This window comes from Saccharopolyspora sp. NPDC002578, assembly GCF_053592695.1.
Genome location: NZ_JBSFWJ010000003.1, coordinates 155,155 through 174,535 on the forward strand (window position 1 = coordinate 155,155; position 19,381 = coordinate 174,535).

Below are 19,381 nucleotides of genomic sequence, written 5' to 3' on the forward strand. Positions count from 1 at the left end.
GTAGGGGGCGCGCACGTCGGCTTCCATATTCGAATTCGACGACGAGTATTGCGGGTGCCCGCGCACGCGCGCCGGTCCTCCGGTGCGGTACGCGGCGAGCACAGCGAGAGGAGCTTTCGAATGGCACAGCAGGTGCAGACCTCGACTCCGGGCATGCAGTCCGCGGGGCAGAAGTTCAGCGACACCGCCAGCGATTTCACCAGGGACATGCAGTCCGTCAACACCATGATGGCGACCCTGCAGACGAGTTGGCACGGCGACGCCTCCCGGAACTTCAACCAGGCGATGGACAACTGGGAGAAGTCGTTCAGCATCGTGATCAACAAGCTGATCGGCATGATGGAGGTCATGGGGATCAACTCCAAGGACTACGTGGCGGCGGAGGACGACGCGACCAGCCAGGCCGGTTCCTTCGGCTCCGCTCTCCCGCTGCCGGGAGTCTGAGCGGTTCCGTCCTTTCCACATTGTTCGAGTCCGCTCGCCAGCGGATTGATGAGGAGTGTAAATGTCTGATTATCGGTTCAACTTCGGTGTCGCGGACGCGACCCTCTACGACATGGACGCGGTCAACAACAAGGTTCGATCGGCGCTCACCGAAATGGAGCGGGCCGTCGAGTCCAGCCTTTCGGAATGGACCGGTGACGCGCAGGCCGCCTACTGGGAAGCCAAGGCGGCGTGGAACCAGCAGGCCAACATGATGCCGCAGTACCTGCAAGCGGGTCGCCAGACCCTGCTCAACATCTCCGACAACTACGGCACGACCGAGCAGCGCGCTCGGCAGATCTGGGACCAGACCCGGGGTTGAGGGATTGCGCGATCACGTTGCGGCTCGGCCGCCGGGGAGGTGACCCCGGCTTTCCCGGCGGCCAGCGCCGTGGCCATCGGGGCCGCATCCGGAGAACGAGCTTGGAGAGGTTGTCATGGGAGACAAGCAGGGAATCGACTACTGGCGGGACAGCGACGCGTGGGAGGACACCGACTACGCCGACTGGAAGAAGATCGATGCGTTCGTCGACGAGGGGTATCTGACCGAGGACGAGCGTGAGCTCCTCCAGGCGCGCGGCAGCGCCGCCGCGCTCGGTCACAGCAGCAGTCCGGGCGAGACCGATGACCCGTGGGAGAAGTACCTCGACCTGAAGGAGGAGTACAAGGACGACCCGCGGTTCGGCGAGAACGGCAAAGCCGAGGACCTCGCGAAGCCGGACGGCTACGGGGAGGGGCCGAAGGAAGATACCGACTACGTCGACAAGCTCGACTGGGGACTGGACGACGACAAGACGCCGCCGGAGGTGGAAGACCCGCCGAAGGTCCCTAAGTACGACAACGAGGGCAAGGAAGGCGACGAGGTCGTCGTGAGCACCGAGGCGCTCAAGACCTTCGCGCAGAACATGTTGAAGTTGAAAGCCATGATCACCCCGGCGAAGGACTACGTCAACGACGTGGAAATCCTGCCGGGAGCTTTCGGCAACGCGTACCGGCTTCGCGACCGGGTCATGGGATCCGACGGGGAGAACGGTTCCGCGGGGCTCAAGACCGCCATCTACGACTTCCTGCACAACACGGAAAAGGGCTTCGACTTCCTGGAGGAAGACCTGGCGCGCGTGTTGAAGGAGTACGCCGAAGCCGAAGATCTGAACAAGGTCGCCGGCAGCGATTTCGACGCCATCATGGCGAAGGCGTACTCCTACATCGGTGAAACGGAGTCCGGCGAGTAGTACGAGTCGGACGCGGCGTAGTGGTGCGGGGTGCGGGAAGGGGCGGCCCGCGCACCCCGGGGGCGACTAATTCGAGATCTTCCGGAACCGGGTGATCTCACCTCATCGGCGGTTCAGGGGCGGTAGGAGCAGGCGTGGGTTCGCACCAGGAAAATTACGACGAGAACAGCAGCAACACCACTGCGGATGATGACGACAAGCATTCCGTATTCGCCGATTCCGCCGGTACCGCTGAAGGGGACGACAACTTCAACGACTGGGACTGGAAGCGGATCAAGGCCGCGCTGACCGGTGGCGCCGCCGTGATCGGGGACCAGGACGACCGGCTGCGCGGCCTGGTCGACCCGGTGACCTTGCAACAGGCCGCCAACAACTTCGACTTCGCCCGCAAGACCATGGAGTCCGTCGCCGAGAACCTCCGCGACCAGGCCCGTGCCACGGCGGGTCCCGACGGCATCTGGAAAGGGCCTGCCGCGCGGGCGTTCCTGGCGAAGATGCAGACGTTCGCCAACAACATCGACGCGCACGCCAGGCTGCTCAGCGACGGTGCGCTGGAGAGCGAGGCGGGCGGGTCGATCGCCGACACGCTGCGGATGAACGGGAACTACCTCGCTTGGGGCGGGCAGACCGTCGACTACTACGACCGCTACTACGCCGACGTGGCGTTGCAGCGCGGGGTCGCTCCGAAGATGGAAGACAACAAGGTCATGGTGAGCAAGGACGAGGAAGTCGTCAAAGCCATGACCGACTCCATGCGCCAGGTCATCGTGCAGGTCTCCTCCAACTACGAGTGGCGCAAGGACGACGTCGTCACTCCGGACGCGGTCAAGGGCGAGGCAGCACCACCACCCCCGTCGCCCAAGCCGCCGCCGAAGGAGCCACCGCCGCCGAAGAACCCGCCGCCGCCCAAGGAACCGCCGCCGCCCAAGTCGCCGCCGAAGGAGCCGCCGCCCAACGAGCCGCCGCCGCCCAAGGAACCGCCGCCAGTGGAGCCGCCACCCGCTGGTGGTCCGGAAGGCGATCCGCCGCCGGTGGGTGGTCCGGAGGGAGATCCGCCGCCGGTCGGCGATCCACCGCCGGTGGGTGGTCCGCCGCCGGTCGGTGGTCCGGGAGGCACGCCGCCGCCGGCGGGCGGCCCTGAGCAGCAGCAGGTGAACAGCCAAACCCCGCCGCCGGTGGGTGCGCCGCCGCCAGTGGGTGGTCCGCCGCCGGTGGGTGGTCCGGGAGGGACGCCTCCGCCGGGAGGCACCCCGCCACCGGGAGGCACCCCGCCACCGGGAAGGACGCCGCCACCGGTCGGCACCCCGCCGCCGGTAGGTGGGCCGCCGCCGGTCGGCACACCGCCGCCGGTGGGCAATCCCCCTGGGAACCGCCACAACCCGAGAAATCCTGGAGGAAATCAGGGCAACGTTCCGCCGCCGGTCGGCGGGCCACCAGTGGGCGATGGGCCTCCGGCCGGGAATCCCCCGCCGGTGGGCAGTCCGCCTCCTGTCGGGAGCCCGCCGCCGGTGGGAAGTCCGCCGCCGGTGGGTAGTCCCCCTCCAGTGGGAAGTCCGCCTCCGGTGGGGAGCCCGCCTTCGGCGGGCGGCCCGCCGCCAGTGGGGAGCCCGCCGCCGGTCGGCGGCCCACCGCCGGTCGGCGGCCCACCGCCGGTGGGGCAGCCGCCGGGCGGTACGCCGGAGGGTTGGTCGCCGGGTGAGGGTCAGCAGTCGTCGTCCGGGCAGGACGAGCGCGGTGGGATGCCGATGATGCCGCCGATGATGCCGCCGGGCGCCGGTGGTGGCGGTGGTGGCAATGGCGGTGGTGAGCGTTCGGATGCGTCCGGTCTGCTCGACGCCGGGAATGAGCCGTGGTCGGGTTCCGGTTCGCCGGTGGGCGATCCGGAGGCTCCGTTCGGCGCCCCGCCGGTCGACGCTCCTTCGGCGGGTCGGCCGCCGGGCGGTACGCCGGAGGGTTGGTCGCCGGGTGAGGGTCAGCAGTCGTCGTCCGGGCAGGACGAGCGCGGTGGGATGCCGATGATGCCGCCGATGATGCCGCCCGGAGCTGGTGGCGGTGGTGGCAATGGCGGTGGTGAGCGTTCGGATGCGTCCGGTCTGCTCGACGCCGGCAGTGAGCCGTGGTCGGGTTCCGGTTCGCCGGTGGGCGATCCGGAGGCCCCGTTCGGCGCCCCGCCGATCGAGGCTTCTCCCGTCGGAGAGGCCGCGCCGGTCGACGTGCCGGGCGCGGACGAGCAGCAGGAGCCCGAGCAGCAGGTGGCCGGTGGGATGCCGATGATGCCGCCGATGGTGCCGCCGGGCGCCGCCGGTGGCGGCGGCGAGCGTTCCGACGCGTCCGGTCTGCTCGACGCCGGGAGCGAGCCGTGGGAGGCCGCAGGTCCGCCCGCGGGCGATCCGGAAGCTCCGGCCGTGCCGGTGCCGCCGGGCGAGGTGCCGTCCGCGCCGCAGCAGCGGGCCGATCCGCCCGCACCGGTGGGCGAAGCCGGGAAGGTGGCCGGCGGCGTGCCGGTCGTTCCCCTCGTGGTGCCGCCGCTGGGCGCTCTCGGCCCGAACCGGGAGCGCCGGCGCGGTACCCACGAGCCGGAGGGCTCCGGGCCCGCCGGCACCACGAGCGCTGACGGGAACGGTGCGTCGGCCGAGCCGGTCGATCCCGCCGTCCGCGAGGACGAACCGGCCGCCGAGCCGGAGTGGCCGCAGGACCACGTCCCGGTGGTGCGCCAGGAGGACGGGGCCAAGGACACCGGGGCCTGGGACAGCCCCGGCGTCCTGCCCTGGCTGATCCCGTTCCCGGTGTCCGGCGATGCCGATCGGGAGCGCGACCGGCCCGCCGCGGACCACTCGCTGCGGGACACCACCCCGTGGGAACCCGAGCGGGCCGCCGGCGATGCGGGCTACGCCGCGTGGCGGCGCGCGAGCTTGGGCGGAGACCGGCGGGTCCCGGCGGAGGAGGAGAGCCCCCTGCGCTGCGGCGGGCCGGACTTCACCCCGGAGGAGCTCGCGGCCATGCGGGCCGAGGAAAGAGCGGAAGCCGAACGGCAGGCGGAGGAGAAGGCCAAGGCGGAAGCCGAGGCGGAGGCGGAGAACGAGAAGGAGCGTTCCAGTTCGGACCTCCTCGTGAGGGATAACTCCGCCTGGGGCGGCGGTTCCGCAAAACCGCCGCCGGGCGCGCTGGGATGAGGTCGATGTCCCCAGCGGTCGACACGAACGAGGCAAACCCATGAGCACCATCACGGTGAAGCGCCCACCGCGCGCCACGGGGCCGGAGATGCCCGAGGGCACGGTGGAGCTGCAGGAGCCTCCGGTCATGGAGGAACCGGCCGCGATGGACTTCCGATCGGTGGCCATGATCGTGCCGATGGGCATCGGCTCGATGGCGATGATCATGATGGTCTCGTCCCGGAGCAGCTCGCCGATGATGTACATCATGGGCGGCGGCATGGCGCTGGCGATGCTGGTCATGGTGCTGACCCAGCTCGGCCGCAACGGGGCCGAGCGCAAGCGCAAGATGGCGTCCGAGCGCCGCGACTTCCTGCGCTACATCGCGCAGCTGCGGGAGAAGGCCAGGGAGTCGGCGGACCAGCAGCGCCGGGCCGTGGTGTGGAGCAACCCGGCGCCGTCCTGGTTGTGGTCGATCGCCGCCGGTCCCCGGTTGTGGGAGCGGCGGGCCAACCAGGACGACTTCGGGCGCGCCAGGATCGGATTGGGCGCGCAGGCCGCGGCGGTGGAGTACACGGCGCCGTCGACCAAGCCGATCGAGGACCTGGAACCGCTGGCGGCGGTCTCGCTGCGGCGGTTCCAGGAGGCCTACGGCACCGTCTCGGGAATTCCGATGTCGGTGGGGCTGCGCAGCTTCACCAGCGTGGAGTTCGCAGGTGCGCAAGAAGGCGTGGTCGGCTTGGTGCGGTCCCTGCTGGGCCAGCTGGTCACCTTCCACTCGCCGGACGAGCTGCGGGTGGCGGTGCTGACGAGCGAGACCTGCCAACCCGAGTGGGACTGGGTCAAGTGGCTGCCGCACAACGCCCACCCCACCGCGCACGACGCAGCGGGCCCGCTGCGGTTGTTCGCCTGCGACCACGACGAGCTGATGGACGTGCTCGGCGCGGACATCACCGACCGGCCCGACCACGACCCGAGCAGCCGCCCGGGCGTGGTCGAGCCGTTCGTGGTGGTGGTCGCGCACCTGACCGAGATCCCCGAGTCCTCGCGGCTGCTCGACACCGGGCTGCGCAACGTCGTGCTGCTGGACCTGTCCGGGCGGCTGCCCGGCGGGCCCAAGGTGCTGCGGCTGACCGCGGAGGACGACGAGGTGAGCTTCCCGGTGGGGGAGGAGACCGGCACGGCCCTGCGCGACGGGCTGAGCCTGGTGCAGGCCGAGGCGCTGGCCAGGTCGATGGCGCCCAAACGCACCAGCGGCTCCGTGGACGTCGTCGACCAGCCGTTGGAGAGCGACTTCGAGCTGACCACGCTGCTGGGCATCCGCGACCCGCGCACGTTCGACGTGCCCGCGCAGTGGCGGCCCCGCGCCGCGCAGCGCTCGCGGTTGCAGGTGCCGATCGGCGTCACCACCGAGGGCGAAGTCGTCGAGCTGGACCTGAAGGAACCCGCCCAGGGAGGGATGGGCCCGCACGGCATGCTGATCGGCGCCACCGGCTCCGGCAAGAGCGAGCTGCTGCGCACCTTGGTGGCGGGCCTCGCGGCGACGCACTCGTCGGAGATCCTCAACCTGGTGCTGGTCGACTTCAAGGGCGGCGCGACGTTCCTGGGCATGGACGAGCTGCCGCACACCTCGGCGGTGATCACCAATCTCGCCGACGAACTGCCGCTGGTCGACCGGATGCAGGACGCGCTCAACGGTGAGCTGGTGCGCCGCCAGGAGTTGTTGCGCGCCAGCGGATATTCCTCGTCGTTCGAGTACGAGAAGGCGAGGGCCGGGGGCGCCCGCCTGGTGCCGTTCCCGGACCTGCTTCTGGTGGTCGACGAGTTCAGCGAGCTGCTGGCGAGCAAGGCCGAGTTCATGGACCTGTTCGTCTCCATCGGGCGGCTCGGCCGCAGCCTCGGGGTGCACCTGCTGCTGGCTTCGCAGCGGCTCGACGAGGGCCGCATCCACCGGGTGGAAGGCCACCTGTCCTACCGGATCGCGCTGCGCACGTTCTCCTCGATGGAGTCACGGGCCGTGATCGGCCAGGCCAAGGCGTACGAGCTGCCGTCCGACCCGGGCAACGGCTATTTGAAGATCGATACGACCACGCTGGTGCGGTTCAAGGGCGCCTACGTCTCCGGGCCCTGCCCGGAGCGCGACGGCGCGGCCCCTGCCACCTCCGAAGAGCGGGCGTTCTCCGAGGTCGTCTCCTTCCGCACGCAGCCCTACCCGAGCCTGCACCAGATCCGGCAGCACGAGGAGCAGGGCACCCCGGAGCCGGAGGCGGAACCCGAGGACGAGTCCGGTGAGGACGCCCCGTCGCTGATCGAAGTCCTCATCGGACGGTTGAAGGGCTCGGGCCCGCCCGCCCGCCAGATCTGGCTGCCGCCGCTGTCGGCGGCGCCGAGCCTGGACGGCCTGCTGCCCAGCGTGGTGCCGGACCCGGTCCGCGGCATGACCGTCGAGCCCACCGGCGGCCGGACCCCGCTGCGGGTTCCGGTGGCCGTCGTCGACCGGCCCTACGAGCAGTCGCGGGATCTGATGACCGCGGACCTGTCCGGCTCGGACGGTCACGTCGGCATCGCCGGTGCACCGCAGAGCGGCAAGTCCACGCTGCTGCGGACCCTGGTGCTGGGGCTCGCGCTGCACAACACGCCGCGGGACGTGCAGTTCTACTGCATGGACTTCGGTGGCGGCGGCATCATGTCGCTGTCCGGGCTGCCGCACGTGGGCTCGGTCGCGACCCGGATGGAACGCGACCGGGTGGTGCGCACCATCGCCGAGCTGACCCAGCTGCTGGAGCGCCGGGAGTCCCTGTTCGCCGAGCACGGGTTCGAGTCGATCGCGGCCTACCTGCGGGCTCGGGAGCGCGGCGAGGTCGACGATCCGCACGGGCACGTGTTCCTCGTGGTGGACGGCTGGTTCACCGTCAAGCAGGACTTCCAGGAACTGGAGGCGAAGATCGGCGAGCTCGCCTCCCGCGGCTTGTCGTTCGGCATCCACCTGGTGCTGGCCGCGACCCGCTGGTCGGAGATCCGCACCTGGCTCCGGGACCTGCTGGGCAGCAAGCTCGAACTGCGCCTCGGCGATTCGATGGAGTCGGAGTTCGGTTCGCGCAAGGCCGCGACCGTGCCGAACCAGGCCGGTCGCGGGATCACCTCGGACGGCTACCACTTCCTCACCGCGCTGCCCCGGCTGGACGGACGGTCCGATGTGGACGACCTCTCCGAGGCGACCAAGACGGTCACCGAGGAGGTGCGGGCGTTCTGGCCAGGCGAGCCCGCCCCGCCGGTGCGGATGCTGCCGACGAAGCTGCCCGCGCGGCAACTGCCCGCCCCGCAACCGGAGTTCCGGATGTGCATCGGCCACGACGAGCAGCGGTTGCAGCCGGTGTGGCACGACTTCCACGCGCAGCCGCACCTGATGGTCTTCGGCGACGGCGCGACGGGCAAGACCAACCTGCTGCGCCTGGCGCTGCGCTCCATCCGGCGGCGCTACGGGCCTGACCAGGCCAAGATCGTGCTCGGCGATGCTCGGCGCGACCTCGACAACGAGGTGCCCGCCGAGTACAACGTCGGCTTCGGGGTCAACTCCGAGGCGCTGCACGGGCTCGCCGAGCAGACCGCCGCCTCGATGGTCAAGCGGGTGCCGGGCCAGGAGATCTCCTCGGAGCGCATGCGCAAGCGGGACTGGTGGGAGGGTCCGGAGCTGTTCCTGGTCGTCGACGACTACGAACTGCTCACCCGCGGCGGGATGGGGTCGGCGCTGGACCCGCTGCTGTCGATGATCCCGCAGGGTGTCCACATAGGACTCCACCTGGTGGTCGCCAGGAGCACTTCCGGTGCCATGCGAGCGATGATGGACCCGGTGCTGCGCCGGCTCTGGGAGCTCGGCACCCCTTCGCTGCTGCTCTCCTACCCCAAGGAGGAGGGCACCTTCATCGGTGAGGCGAAACCGCGCAAGCTGCCTCCCGGCCGCGCCCAGCTGGTCACCCGGCGCGGCATCCAACTCATCCAGACCGGTCTGGTCGACGACGAATTCGCCACGGCCGCCCAGCAGACGAGCACGATCAGGAAGGAGAACCGATGACCAGCGCCAGGGCCGCGGAGCTGTGCAGGGTCACGGTGTTCGGCCCGGACGGGAAGGCCGATCTGGCGGTGCCGGTGTCGACCTCGGTGGCCGACCTGCTGCCGGTGCTGCTCAGCCACACCCGGCGCCAGCCCGCGGAGGACGAGCCGGGCTCCTGGGTGCTGCAGCGGCTCGGCGAGCCGCCGCTGGACCCGGACGGCACCCCGGAGACGCTGGATTGGCTGGAAGGCGAGCGGCTGCACCTGCGCCCGGCCGCCGACCCGCTTCCGCAGCTGGACTTCGACGATCTCGCCGACGGGATCGCCACCAGCGTCGAGCAGCACCCGGACCGCTGGCGGCCGGAGTTCGGCCCGCGCCTGTTCCAGGTGCTCTCCGGCGTGCTCATCGGGCTGCTCGCGATGGTCCTGCTCGGCGACGGTCCGACCGGGCTGCACGCCGGCTTCGCCGGGGGCCTGGCCCTGATCTTCACCGGTGCGGCGCTGCCGCTGGCCAAGAACCTCAAGGACGTCGCGCTGGCGCGGCTCATCGGCCTCGCCGGGTGCGGCTACGCGGGGATCGCCGGGCTGATCGCCGCCGACGGCGTTCCCGGCGGCGTGGCACCGACTCCGCCGGGACTCCTGGTGGGCACCGGGTGCGCCGCGTTCGCGGCCGCCGTCCTGCTGGTGCTGCACCGGTTCGCGGGCCGGGCCGTCCCGTTCGGCCCGTTCCTGGCGGTGCTGCTGCTGGCCGCGGTGGTCCACGGCGGGGTGTGGCTGGGACTGGGCTTCGGCCTGCGCCCGGGGCAAACGGCGGGTGCGCTCGCCGCCGTGGTGTTCGGGGTCGTGCTGTTCGCCCCCAAGGTGACCATCCGGGCGGCGTTCCTGCGCGGGCCGCAACTGCCGCGCAACGCCGCCGACCTCCAGCAGGACATCGACCCCGCCGGGGCGGACGACGTGAGCTCCCGCACCGGCAACGCCGACCGGTACCTCAGCGCCGCGCTGGTCTGCGCCGCGGCCGTCCTCATCGCGGCGTTCCCCTTGATCATGACCGAGGCCGGATGGGTGGCCTGGGCGCTGGTGAGCGTGCTCTCCTGCTCGGTGCTGCTGCGGTCGCGCGCCCTGTTCAGCGCCTGGCAGCGGGTGTCGCTGGTGGCGGCCGGGACCACCGGGCTCTCCCTGGTTGCGCTGGCCTTCGCGCGGGAGTTCTCCCCGGGATGGCGCGCGGTCCTCGTGCTCGGCCTGCTCCTGGTGCTGCTGGCGCTGGTGCTGGGCGCGCTGCGCCCGCTGCACCGCCGGATGCTGCCGATCTGGGGGCACCTGGCGAACATCTTCGACACCTGCACGGCCATCGCGGTGCTCCCGCTGCTGTTCCAGCTGCTGGAGCTCTACGCGTGGGCGCGCGGATTGGCCGGGTGAGCAGGTGCAGACCCAACGAGACCACGTCCACGCCTACCAGTTCCTGATGGGCAGGATGAGCTCGGCACTGGTGCTCGCCGACCCGGCCAGCGCCGAAGTACCGGCGAAACGGGCCAAGACCGGGTTGATCGCCGGTGTGGTGCTCGCGCTGCTGATCGGCGTCGGGTTCGGCGTCTACGGGCTGTTCGTCCCCGGCGGCAGCAAGAAGTGGCAGGCCCAGGGCGCGATCGTGGTGGAGAAGGAGACCGGGACCAGGTTCGTCAACGCGGGCGGGGTGCTGCACCCGACGCTGAACTTCGCCTCGGCGAAGTTGTTGCAGGGCGCGGGATCCGAGGTGAAGACGATCTCGCAGGCCTCCCTCGCCGGCGCCCCGCGCGGTGGCCCGATCGGCATTCCGGACGCGCCGCAGACGCTCCCCCCGGTCGAGGACCTGGCCGGTTCGCACTGGCTGGTCTGCCTGCCGGGAGCGAGCACCGGAGCCGCCCCCGGGCGGTTCAACCTCGACTTCGATCCGACGTCCACCGCCCGGCAGCCGTCCGCCGACCAATACCTGCCGGTGCGCTCGGTCGACGGCACCGACTACCTGCTGTGGCAAGGCCGCAAGCACCGGATCGCCGATCCGTCGGTCCAGGTCGCGCTGGGCATGGCCAACGCGCGTCCGTCCACGGCTCCGCCGTGGTGGCTCGACGCGGTGCCGGACGGGCCGGTGCTGGCGCCGGCCCGGATCGACGGCGCCGGGTCCGCCGGGTCGCCCGTCGGCGGCACCCCGCGCCAAGTGGGGCAGCTGTTCGAGCAGCACGCCGCCAACGGCGGGGTCCAGCGGTTCGTGCTCCGCGCGGACGGACTGGCACCGCTGAGCGAGACCGAGTTCGCGCTGCTGGCGGCCCAGCCAGGAAACCCGGCGCCGGAGCGGATCGGTGCCGCCGCGGTGGCCGGTGCGCCCCGCTCGGCGGACCGGTCGTTGTTCGACCGGATTCCCGACCTCAGCGGCGCAGGCTGGCAGTCCGGCGCGGACTCGCTCTGCCTGCGCCAGAACCCGGCCGGGGACCAGGTCCGCAGCCAGGTGGTGCTCGCCGCGCCGCGGCAGGCCGCATCGCCCGGTGGCGCGGTGAACGTGCGGCCGGGAACCGGGCTGGTGGCCGGTGCGCTGCCGATCCCCGCCGGGCAGCGGGTGCCGGACCGCTACCTGATCACCGACCAGGGCACCAAGCACCTGGTGCCGGACGACGAGTCGATGCAGGCCCTCGGTTTCGGCAGCGCGCCGGTGCGCCCGATCTCGAACGAACTGCTCGCCGCCCTCCCGGACGGACCGGTGCTCAGCCGGGCCGCGATGGGCGTGAGCGAGAAGGGATGAACAGCTGATGCCCGCACTGCCTCCGCTGACCAGGCGCCGTCGCGATGAACCGGACATGCCGCTGACCAAGCACACCGTGGGCAACGCGCTCGTGGTGTGCGCGCAGCGGCGGATGACCACCGAAGCCCAGGAGATGGCCCTGGCGGTGGCTCCGGACACCGAACACGAGATGGTGGTCGTCGACCTGCCCAGCGACCTGCCCATCTCGACTTGGGACTCCGTCGCCGCGCTGCTGCCCAAGCGGCGCCGCGGGGTCCGGCTGGTCGTGGGCGGCCGGTCCCGGGAGGCCACCGCGCTGGCCGGGCAGTGGCTCTCGGAACGCCTCGGGCGCACCGTGGTGGCCCCGGACGGAGTGATCTTCCGGGGGACCGGCGGGACGCTGTTCGTGCATGCCGGGAAGGGCAGCGGCTGGGTCCGGTTCCGGCCGGGGAAGGCGCCGGAGTGGGAGGCCAAGCGGTTCCCGCGGCCGCTCTGGGACTCCAGCTTGGTCGAGGCTTGGCCCACCAGCGCGGTCGGCGTCGCCGAGCCGGTGCCCGGCGGGGTGTGGATCCACCCCACGGTCCGCGACGCCGCCTTCAGCGGGCACTGGGAGCGGCTGGCGAGCGGGATGCCGTGCCAGCAGGAGGTGCTCACCGTGGTGCTGGGCTGTCCTGGTGCGCCCGCGCTCTCGCTCGACGACGTGGTGCGGTTCTGGCGGCGGCTGGACACCTCGGTGCGCGCCCGGGTCCGCTTCGTGCAGTACGGCCCGGTGCACCTGCCCGAAGGCGACACGCTGGGCCAGGCGCTCGCGGACCTGCTGCAGACCCGGGTCGCCTGCTACGCCGGGATGCCGGTGGGTTCCCCGCACGCGCCGGACATCTACACGATGTGCGCGGACGGGAACCTGGGCTGGCACGCCTTCGCGCGCGAGATCGGTTACGTGCCCCGAGGGCACGCGGCGCACGGGGAGACCCCGGCGCTGCTGAGCCACCGCGCCCCGTTCGAGGGCTTGGAGGTGCTCTCCCCGGCGGTGTACTGGTACACCCCGGACGCGGTCGTGGAGGTCGTGCAGTCGGGCCTGTGGGTGCGTCCGCCGCAGGACGCGCAGAACGCGGCGGCGGTGCGCGCCGCACCGGTCGACCCCGAGGTCAACGTCCTGGCCTTCGACGCGACGGACGAGCGGGTGGCGGCCCGGATGCGGCTGCTGGCCGAGGACGTGCTGGCCCGGTTGGACCCGGCCACCCGCGTGCGCTGCCGGCTGGTGGCGGCCTCGGAGCTGGGGCGCGGTGCCGAGCGCGTCGCCGGAGCCGCCCGCGGTGAGCTGGGCGCCGGGCCGGGGCAGGCGTCCGCGCGGACCGCCCTGGCGGAGGCCGCGACGGACTTCGTCACCCCGATCTCCGGCTCTCAACCACCGCCGGTGGCCGCCCCGCCGTCGGCCGGGCTCCCGCCGATCTCGGTGCCCGCGCCGGATTTCGTTGCGGCGTCGGCCATGACGAGCCGTTCCGGTGGCGGACACGGACCGGCTCCGGGCGGCGGGCACGTGCCCGGACCCGTCCCGGAGCGCGGTGCCCCTTCGAAGGGCGCCGTCCCGGAGCCCGGCTTCCCGGCTCCTGCTGCTGCCCCGACCCCCGATCCCGTTCCCGTTGCTAACCTGATCCCCGATCTCGCTCCTGCGGCCGTCCCGATCCCCGACCCCGCTCCTGCTGCCGCCCCGGCCCCCGATCCGGGTCCCGCTGCCGCCCCGATCCCCGATCTCGCTCCCGCTGCCGCCCCGCCCCCTGCTCCCGAGCCCGCCCCGGTCCCCGGTGCCGCTGCGGTTTCCGGTGCGCCGGCCGCCGCCCCCGGCGCACCGGTCCGCCCGGCGTCCTCCGATGCCGACCAGGTCTCGGTGATGCCGCTCCGGTTGGAGAGCTCCCCGGCTCCCGAGATCGGCCCGCCACCGGAGGTGCCGGGCGCCCCCGAGCCCGCCGCCACGACCGAGGCCCCGGAACCGGAAGCGGCCCCGGAACCCCCGTCCCCCGACACCGATCGGTCGGCCCCGCCCGCGAAACCCCGCCCGCAACCCGTGCCGGAAGCCGCCGCTTCGGCGTTGCTGCCCGCCCAGGGCATCACCGAGGAGCGCACGTGGTTGCGTCGGACGCTCAGCCGCGAGTTCGACGCCATGGCCCACTCGGTCTCCAGGATCCTCTCGGAACACCCCGGTTTCCAAGGAGATCCCCGCTCGTCGGCCGACGTGCTCACCGACACCGTGGCCGTGCGCCTCTACCTGACCGAGCGGGGCGAGGCGATCGACCGTTCGCTGCGGACCGCCGCGAACGGGCCGCACGTCCCCTTCGCCCGCTGCGTCGTCTCGGGGTTGAGCAAGCTGCCCTCGCACCGCGGTGCCACCGTGTTCAGCGCCTCGCCGACGCCGGAGCAGTGGGAGCTCTACCGGCAGCGCCGCCTCGTCACCGAGTGGGGCTTCACCCACGCGCTGACCGAGCCCAGCGCGGACCAGGAGGGCGAGATCGACGTGCTGGTGTGGTCGATGACCGCCCGGCGCACGAAGCTGCTCGAACTCGACGACGCCGACCGCGCGGACGACCGCGTGGTGTTCGTACCGGGCACCAGCTTCAAGGTCCTGGAAGCGACCGAGTCCACTGCGGACGAACCGAGGAGGCGCATCCTGCTGCGCGAGCTCGCGAGCTCCGAAGTGGACGAACAGGGCCGGGTGGCCGAACGCGCCTCGCTGGACGAGCTGGCGACCACCTCGCTGCGGCGGTGCGTGGAGCGCTGGGGGAACGCCCGTCCCAGCGGCGCGGTCGGCGAGTCGGCGCGCGGCCGGTTCGGCGCCCTGCCCGGGCTGGTGTAGCGGTGCCGGGTCGCGGCGCCGCCGTACGGGCGGAGCGCCGCGGAGCGGATTCGAGGACGGGTCGTCAGAGAGGGGAAGGTCGATGAACCGCGAACTTCTGGTGGTGGGAGCAGATCGACCGGGCGCGTTCCCCTCGATCGGCGCCGCGCTCGCGGCCGCCCACGACGGAGCCACCATCAGCATCCGGCCCGGCCGGTACGAGGAGAACCTGGTCGTCGACCGGATGGTCAACCTGACCGCCGAGGACGGCGAGGGCACCGTCGAGGTGCACGCCGCCGAGAACAGCGCGCTGGTCATCGACACCGAGGGCGCTCAGCTGCGCGGACTGGTGCTGGTCTGCGACGACGGCCGTTACCCCGCGGTCGACGTGCGGCGCGGCGAGGTCGCGCTGGACGGCTGCCGCATCGCCGGCTCGTCGTGGTCGGCCCTGCTGACCAGGGGCAGCGGCTCCGTCGCCGCGCGCGGTTGCCGGATGACGAGCACCGGCGGCGCGGGCATCGTGATCACGTCCTCGGCCGCCAGCACGGTGGAGGACAGCGAGGTCTCCGATGTGGCCTCCTCGGCCGTGGTGGTCGGGGAGGACGGTTCGCTGACGCTGCGCCGGTTCGTCGTGCGACGCCCGGGCGGCAACGGGATCTGCGTCAACGGGCGGGGCCGGTGCCTGCTCGAAGGCGGCGCGATCACCGAGGCCGCCAAGCCCGCGCTCGTCGTCGAGCAGCAGGGCACCCTCAAAGCCACCGAGCTGGACGTGCGCGACGGGGTCAACGTCGACCTCTACGTGACCGGCGGCGCGTCCGTCGAGATCGCGGACTCCCGGTTCTCCGGCGCCGCGGGCCAGGCCGCGTACCTCACCGAGCAGGCGAACCCGTTGCTGCGCGGGTGCACGTTCTCCGCCGCCCGGTGCGGGGTGCAGGTGACCGGGCGGGCCGCGCCCCGGCTGGTCGAGTGCGTCGTCGAGGACTGCCGGGTGGGCATCGTCGTGGACGGCGAAGCCCGGCCCCGGTTCGACAAGACCACGGTGCGCGGGACGACGGACGCGATCGCGCAGCTGTCCTCCTCGGCGGGCTCGCACTTCTCCGCGTTCCGCGCGACCGCCGACTCGGGTTCCGGGATGCTGCTGGCGGGCACCGGTGAAGTCGTGGTCGACAACGCGTCGATCGAGACCGCCACCTCCGCTGCGGTGGAGCTCGCCGAGTCCGCGCGGGCCGCGCTCACCGACACCCGCATCACCGCGGGCACCGAAGCGGCGCTCGTGCTCACCGGTGGCCGTGCGGAGCTCGTTTCGGCGCTGCTGCGCGGTGGTGGGCTGCGGGTCGGGGGCGCCGAGGTGTCGATGAACGACACCGAGATCGTCGAGGCGCTCGCCGACGGCGTGCTGATCACCGCAGGTGGTTCGGTGCGGGCGGGCAGCTGCCGCATCCGCTCGGCGGGCGGGCACGGCGTGCACGTGACGGCCGGGGGCGGCGCGCGGCTCGACGAGTGCGAGGTGCTCGGCAGCGCCGGCGACGGCGCGCACCTGGACACCGCGGAGCCGGTCGCCCTGCACCGGTGCGCGATCAAGGGCAGCGGCGGAGTCGCGATCCGGTGCCCGCAGGACGACGCCCGGATCACCGTGCGGGACCTGGTGACGGACGCCGCGACCGGCGCACCGCAGTCTCCCCGCGGTTCCCGGCGGGAAGTCGACCGCTCCGCGCCCGAACCCGAGGAGTCCGAAGTGGACAACTCGCTGCTCGGGGCCAGCGGCGCCGAGCTGAACGGCCCGCTGTCCGAACTCGACTCGCTGATCGGCCTCCAAGGCGTCAAGCAGGAGGTCCGAGGCCTGATCAACCTGATCCGGATGTCGCAGGTCCGCCAGGAGAAGGGCCTGCCGATGCCGCCGATCAGCAGGCACCTGGTCTTCGCGGGCCCGCCCGGCACCGGCAAGACCACCGTGGCCCGGCTCTACGGCGCGGTCCTCGCCGAACTGGGCATCCTGTCGAAGGGGCACATGATCGAGGCCGCCCGAGCCGACCTGGTCGGCCAGTACATCGGCTCGACCGCGATCAAGACCACCGAGCTGGTGAACCAGGCCATCGGCGGGGTGCTGTTCATCGACGAGGCCTACACCCTCAACGCGCAGAGCGGCGGCGTCGGCCCGGACTTCGGCCAGGAGGCCATCGACGCGCTGATGAAGATGATGGAGGACCACCGCGACGAGCTGGTGGTCATCGTCGCGGGCTACTCGGAGCTGATGCAGGGATTCCTGGAGTCCAACCCCGGTGTCGCCTCCCGCTTCACCCGGACCATCGAGTTCCCGAACTACAGCGTCGAAGAGCTGGTGACCATCGCCAGCAACCTGTGCCGCAAGCACTACTACGAGCTCACCGACGACGCGATCGACGAGCTGACCAACTACTTCACCCGCGTGCCGAAGGGGGAGACCTTCGGCAACGGTCGCGTGGCGCGCAAGCTCTTCGAGGAGATGATCAGCCTCCAGGCTTCGCGGCTCGCCCAGCGCCCACCGGCCAGGGACTCCGACCTGAGCAGGCTGACCGCCGAGGACATCGCTCCGCAGACCGCGATGCTGGAGCAGCTCCCGTCGCAGCAGCCGACCACGCCGGACGCCGCCGACGACCCGCGCTCGGCCCTGCGCGCCACCCATGCCTGGCGGCGGCTCTCCGAGCTCAGCGGGATGGACGACACCCGGCAGGCGGTCGGGGCGGCGCTGCTGTCGCTGTGCGAGCGCAAGAACGGCCGCCGGGCGGTCGGCCGGCACGGCAACGCGGTGCTCGTCGGGCGGCGCGGCAGCGGTCGCTCCGAGCTCGCCCGGCTCTACGCCCAGGGGCTCTCCGAACTGGGATTGGTCGGAATCGGCCAGCTGGTGCGGGTTTCGCTGGCCGGAGAACTCGGTCCGCACTGGCCAGGCCAGGCCGAAAGCCTGGTGCGCAAGGCGCTCCAGGACGCCCGCGGCGGAGTGCTGGTGGTCGACGCCGACGCGGCAGGCGAGTCCCAGCCGGAGGAAGCCGAAGCGCTCCAGGCGGCGCTGCGCGAGCACACCGCGGAATCGGTGGTGGTGCTCACCGGCACCCGCGCGAGCCTGGAGGTCGTGCTGGCACGGGCGCCCAAGCTGGCGGAGAACTTCGGGCAGCGATGGGAGATCGGCGCGTACTCCACCGCGGAGCTCGCGGAGATCGCCGTCCGGTACCTGCGCGAGCGCGGCCACGAGGTCCCGGACGAGGTGTGCGAGGCGGTGCACGCGCGCCTCGCGGAGTCGGGCGGTTCGACGGTGCACGACGCCCACCGGTTCTCCCGGTACCTGGCCCGGGCGGCGGCTTCGCGCACGTTGGCGCTCGCCGACCTGGCCGGGCTGGGGGAGCGGGTCGAGCCGACGCGCTCCGGGCTGGCTTCAGTGGGCTGAGGCGGTAATCGGGGCAGACCGGATGCCCGCTGGTCCTCGATCCCGCTCGCGTCGTCGAGTGGTGGGCATCGCGTCGGGTTGAGTGGGAAGCAAGTCTCATCCAGGAGGTTTCCGTGTCCGATGTGGATCGTCGCAGCATCGAGATGTTGCGCGAGGAGTACGAACGCGTCAGCGCCGGCCTCGGCGACATGCAGCGGCGGATCACCGAGCTCTCGGCGACCGCGGTCTCGCCCCGGCGGGAGGTGTCGGTGACGGTGGGGAACCAGGGTGTGATCAAGGATCTGCACTTCCCCACCGCCGCCTATCGCAAGCTCCCCAAGAACGAGCTGGCCGAGCTGATCACGAAGACGATCGAAGCGGCCCGGGAGAAGGCCACCGAGCAGATGGCCGAGCTGATCGCCCCGATGATGCCCGGTGGCCTCAACGCCAAAGCCGTGCTCAGCGGGGACGTCAGCGCTGAAGCCCTGGCCGCCGCTGAGCCCCAGCTGCCGCCGGTGGTCGCCGAGACGCAGCGCAGCCGGGCCGCGCGGATCGAGGAGATGCGCGGATGAGCGGCTCGTTCTGGGTGGATCCCGAGCGGCTGGGCCGCAGCGGGCAGGGCTACTACGACGAGCAGACGCTGCTGAACGACCTGCATTCCGGCGCAGGCGACATCATGCTCCGGTACTCCGAGAGCTTCGGCAACGACAAGGAAGGCCAGGACTTCCGGCAGACCTTCAACGACGGGATGGCGGCCTACACCGGAGGCATCGAGGGGCTCAGCGGGCTCATGGAGCACATCGGCACGGGGTTGCACCACAACGGCCGGATGTACGGGGACTCGCGGGACAGCGCCGACGAGCTGACCTTCAACCTGCAGAGCGAGACCGACGTCGGCGAGCCCTCGCGGCCGGAGCAGCCCGCATCGCAGGAGGAGAAGGAGCCTGTGCCGTGGTCGCCGACCGAGGCGTTCGCCTTCGAGCGCGAGGGCGACTCGCCGCGATCGGATGGTTCCGGTGAGCCGGGTGATTCCCAGGCCGTCCTCGCGAACGCCGAAGAACCGCAGTTCGTCCGCAGCGAGAAGCCGGACGTGCCTGGTGAGGCGAAGTTCGAGGAGGGGCGGGATTCGGTAGACCCCGGTGTGCCGGGTGAAGCCAGGTTCGAGGAGGGGCGGGATTCGGTAGACCCGGGTGTGCCGGGTGAAGCCAGGTTCGAGGAGGGGCGGGATTCGGTAGACCCGGGTGTGCCGGGTGAAGCCGAGTTCGAAGAAGCGCGGGAGTCGGTGGATCCCGTTGCGCCCCGCGGAGTTCGGTGACCTCGTGCCGGGGCCGGACGGTCACCCCACCTGTCCCGCCGTGGGCCGAGTGGCGCGCCGATCGGCGCGGGGACACCCGCTGATCGGCGGTTCGTGATGGTTATCCCCGGTTCGGCCGCGCGTCCGGTCGTCACCGCCCGCACCCGCTGGAAGGTGGGCCGGTAGTCGTCGTC

Annotated in this window: 11 protein-coding genes; all 11 read left to right on the forward strand. The window is 71.9% G+C overall.

Annotated features, from left to right (window positions below; all coding sequences use genetic code 11):
• Positions 1–120 precede the first annotated feature (120 nt).
• The 11 genes from ACWD38_RS03310 (at position 121) to ACWD38_RS03360 (ending at position 19,208) form a co-directional block, all read left to right on the forward strand.
• Positions 121–444 (forward strand): WXG100 family type VII secretion target, encoded by a 324-nt coding sequence (locus ACWD38_RS03310; RefSeq protein WP_184477771.1) that lies wholly within the window; start codon positions 121–123, stop codon positions 442–444.
• Positions 445–505: 61 nt separating this feature from the next.
• Positions 506–805 (forward strand): WXG100 family type VII secretion target, encoded by a 300-nt coding sequence (locus ACWD38_RS03315; protein WP_184477772.1) that lies wholly within the window; start codon positions 506–508, stop codon positions 803–805.
• A 115-nt stretch (positions 806–920) separates the two neighbouring features.
• Positions 921–1,715, forward strand: coding sequence for a hypothetical protein (locus ACWD38_RS03320; RefSeq protein ID WP_184477773.1), 795 nt, complete (start codon positions 921–923; stop codon positions 1,713–1,715).
• A gap of 134 nt (positions 1,716–1,849) precedes the next feature.
• A complete protein-coding gene (locus tag ACWD38_RS03325; RefSeq protein ID WP_450123242.1) occupies positions 1,850–4,888 on the forward strand; it encodes a hypothetical protein in 3,039 nt (1,012 codons plus the stop codon).
• 40 nt (positions 4,889–4,928) lie between these two features.
• Positions 4,929–8,939 (forward strand): type VII secretion protein EccCa, encoded by a 4,011-nt coding sequence (gene eccCa / locus ACWD38_RS03330; RefSeq protein ID WP_184477775.1) that lies wholly within the window; start codon positions 4,929–4,931, stop codon positions 8,937–8,939.
• Positions 8,936–10,333, forward strand: a complete 1,398-nt coding sequence (gene eccD, locus ACWD38_RS03335; protein WP_450123243.1) for a type VII secretion integral membrane protein EccD — start codon at positions 8,936–8,938, stop codon at positions 10,331–10,333. The genes eccCa and eccD overlap by 4 nt, the downstream gene beginning before the upstream one ends.
• A 4-nt stretch (positions 10,334–10,337) precedes the next feature.
• Positions 10,338–11,687: a type VII secretion protein EccB gene (eccB, locus tag ACWD38_RS03340; RefSeq protein WP_184477777.1), complete on the forward strand. Its 1,350-nt coding sequence runs from the start codon at positions 10,338–10,340 to the stop codon at positions 11,685–11,687.
• A 7-nt stretch (positions 11,688–11,694) separates the two neighbouring features.
• Positions 11,695–14,517 (forward strand): hypothetical protein, encoded by a 2,823-nt coding sequence (locus tag ACWD38_RS03345; RefSeq protein WP_450123244.1) that lies wholly within the window; start codon positions 11,695–11,697, stop codon positions 14,515–14,517.
• Between the two features lie 82 nt (positions 14,518–14,599).
• The gene (locus ACWD38_RS03350) at positions 14,600–17,914 is read left to right on the forward strand and encodes a right-handed parallel beta-helix repeat-containing protein (RefSeq protein ID WP_450123245.1); all 3,315 of its coding nucleotides are present in this window, start codon (positions 14,600–14,602) and stop codon (positions 17,912–17,914) included.
• A 113-nt stretch (positions 17,915–18,027) separates the two neighbouring features.
• Positions 18,028–18,465, forward strand: coding sequence for a YbaB/EbfC family nucleoid-associated protein (locus tag ACWD38_RS03355; protein ID WP_184477780.1), 438 nt, complete (start codon positions 18,028–18,030; stop codon positions 18,463–18,465).
• Complete coding sequence (locus tag ACWD38_RS03360; RefSeq protein ID WP_450123246.1) at positions 18,462–19,208, forward strand: hypothetical protein; 747 nt, start codon at positions 18,462–18,464, stop codon at positions 19,206–19,208. Before ACWD38_RS03355 ends, ACWD38_RS03360 begins: the two co-directional genes overlap by 4 nt.
• Positions 19,209–19,381: the final 173 nt, after the last annotated feature.

Excerpts from the sequence above, each read along its gene's own strand:
- ACWD38_RS03310 (WP_184477771.1), top strand. The coding sequence starts at position 121 with ATGGCACAGCAGGTGCAGACCTCGACTCCGGGCATGCAGTCCGCGGGG.
- ACWD38_RS03315 (WP_184477772.1), top strand. The coding sequence starts at position 506 with ATGTCTGATTATCGGTTCAACTTCGGTGTCGCGGACGCGACCCTCTAC.
- ACWD38_RS03320 (WP_184477773.1), top strand. The coding sequence starts at position 921 with ATGGGAGACAAGCAGGGAATCGACTACTGGCGGGACAGCGACGCGTGG.
- eccCa (WP_184477775.1), top strand. The coding sequence starts at position 4,929 with ATGAGCACCATCACGGTGAAGCGCCCACCGCGCGCCACGGGGCCGGAG.
- eccD (WP_450123243.1), top strand. The coding sequence starts at position 8,936 with ATGACCAGCGCCAGGGCCGCGGAGCTGTGCAGGGTCACGGTGTTCGGC.
- ACWD38_RS03345 (WP_450123244.1), top strand. The coding sequence starts at position 11,695 with ATGCCCGCACTGCCTCCGCTGACCAGGCGCCGTCGCGATGAACCGGAC.
- ACWD38_RS03350 (WP_450123245.1), top strand. The coding sequence starts at position 14,600 with ATGAACCGCGAACTTCTGGTGGTGGGAGCAGATCGACCGGGCGCGTTC.
- ACWD38_RS03360 (WP_450123246.1), top strand. The coding sequence starts at position 18,462 with ATGAGCGGCTCGTTCTGGGTGGATCCCGAGCGGCTGGGCCGCAGCGGG.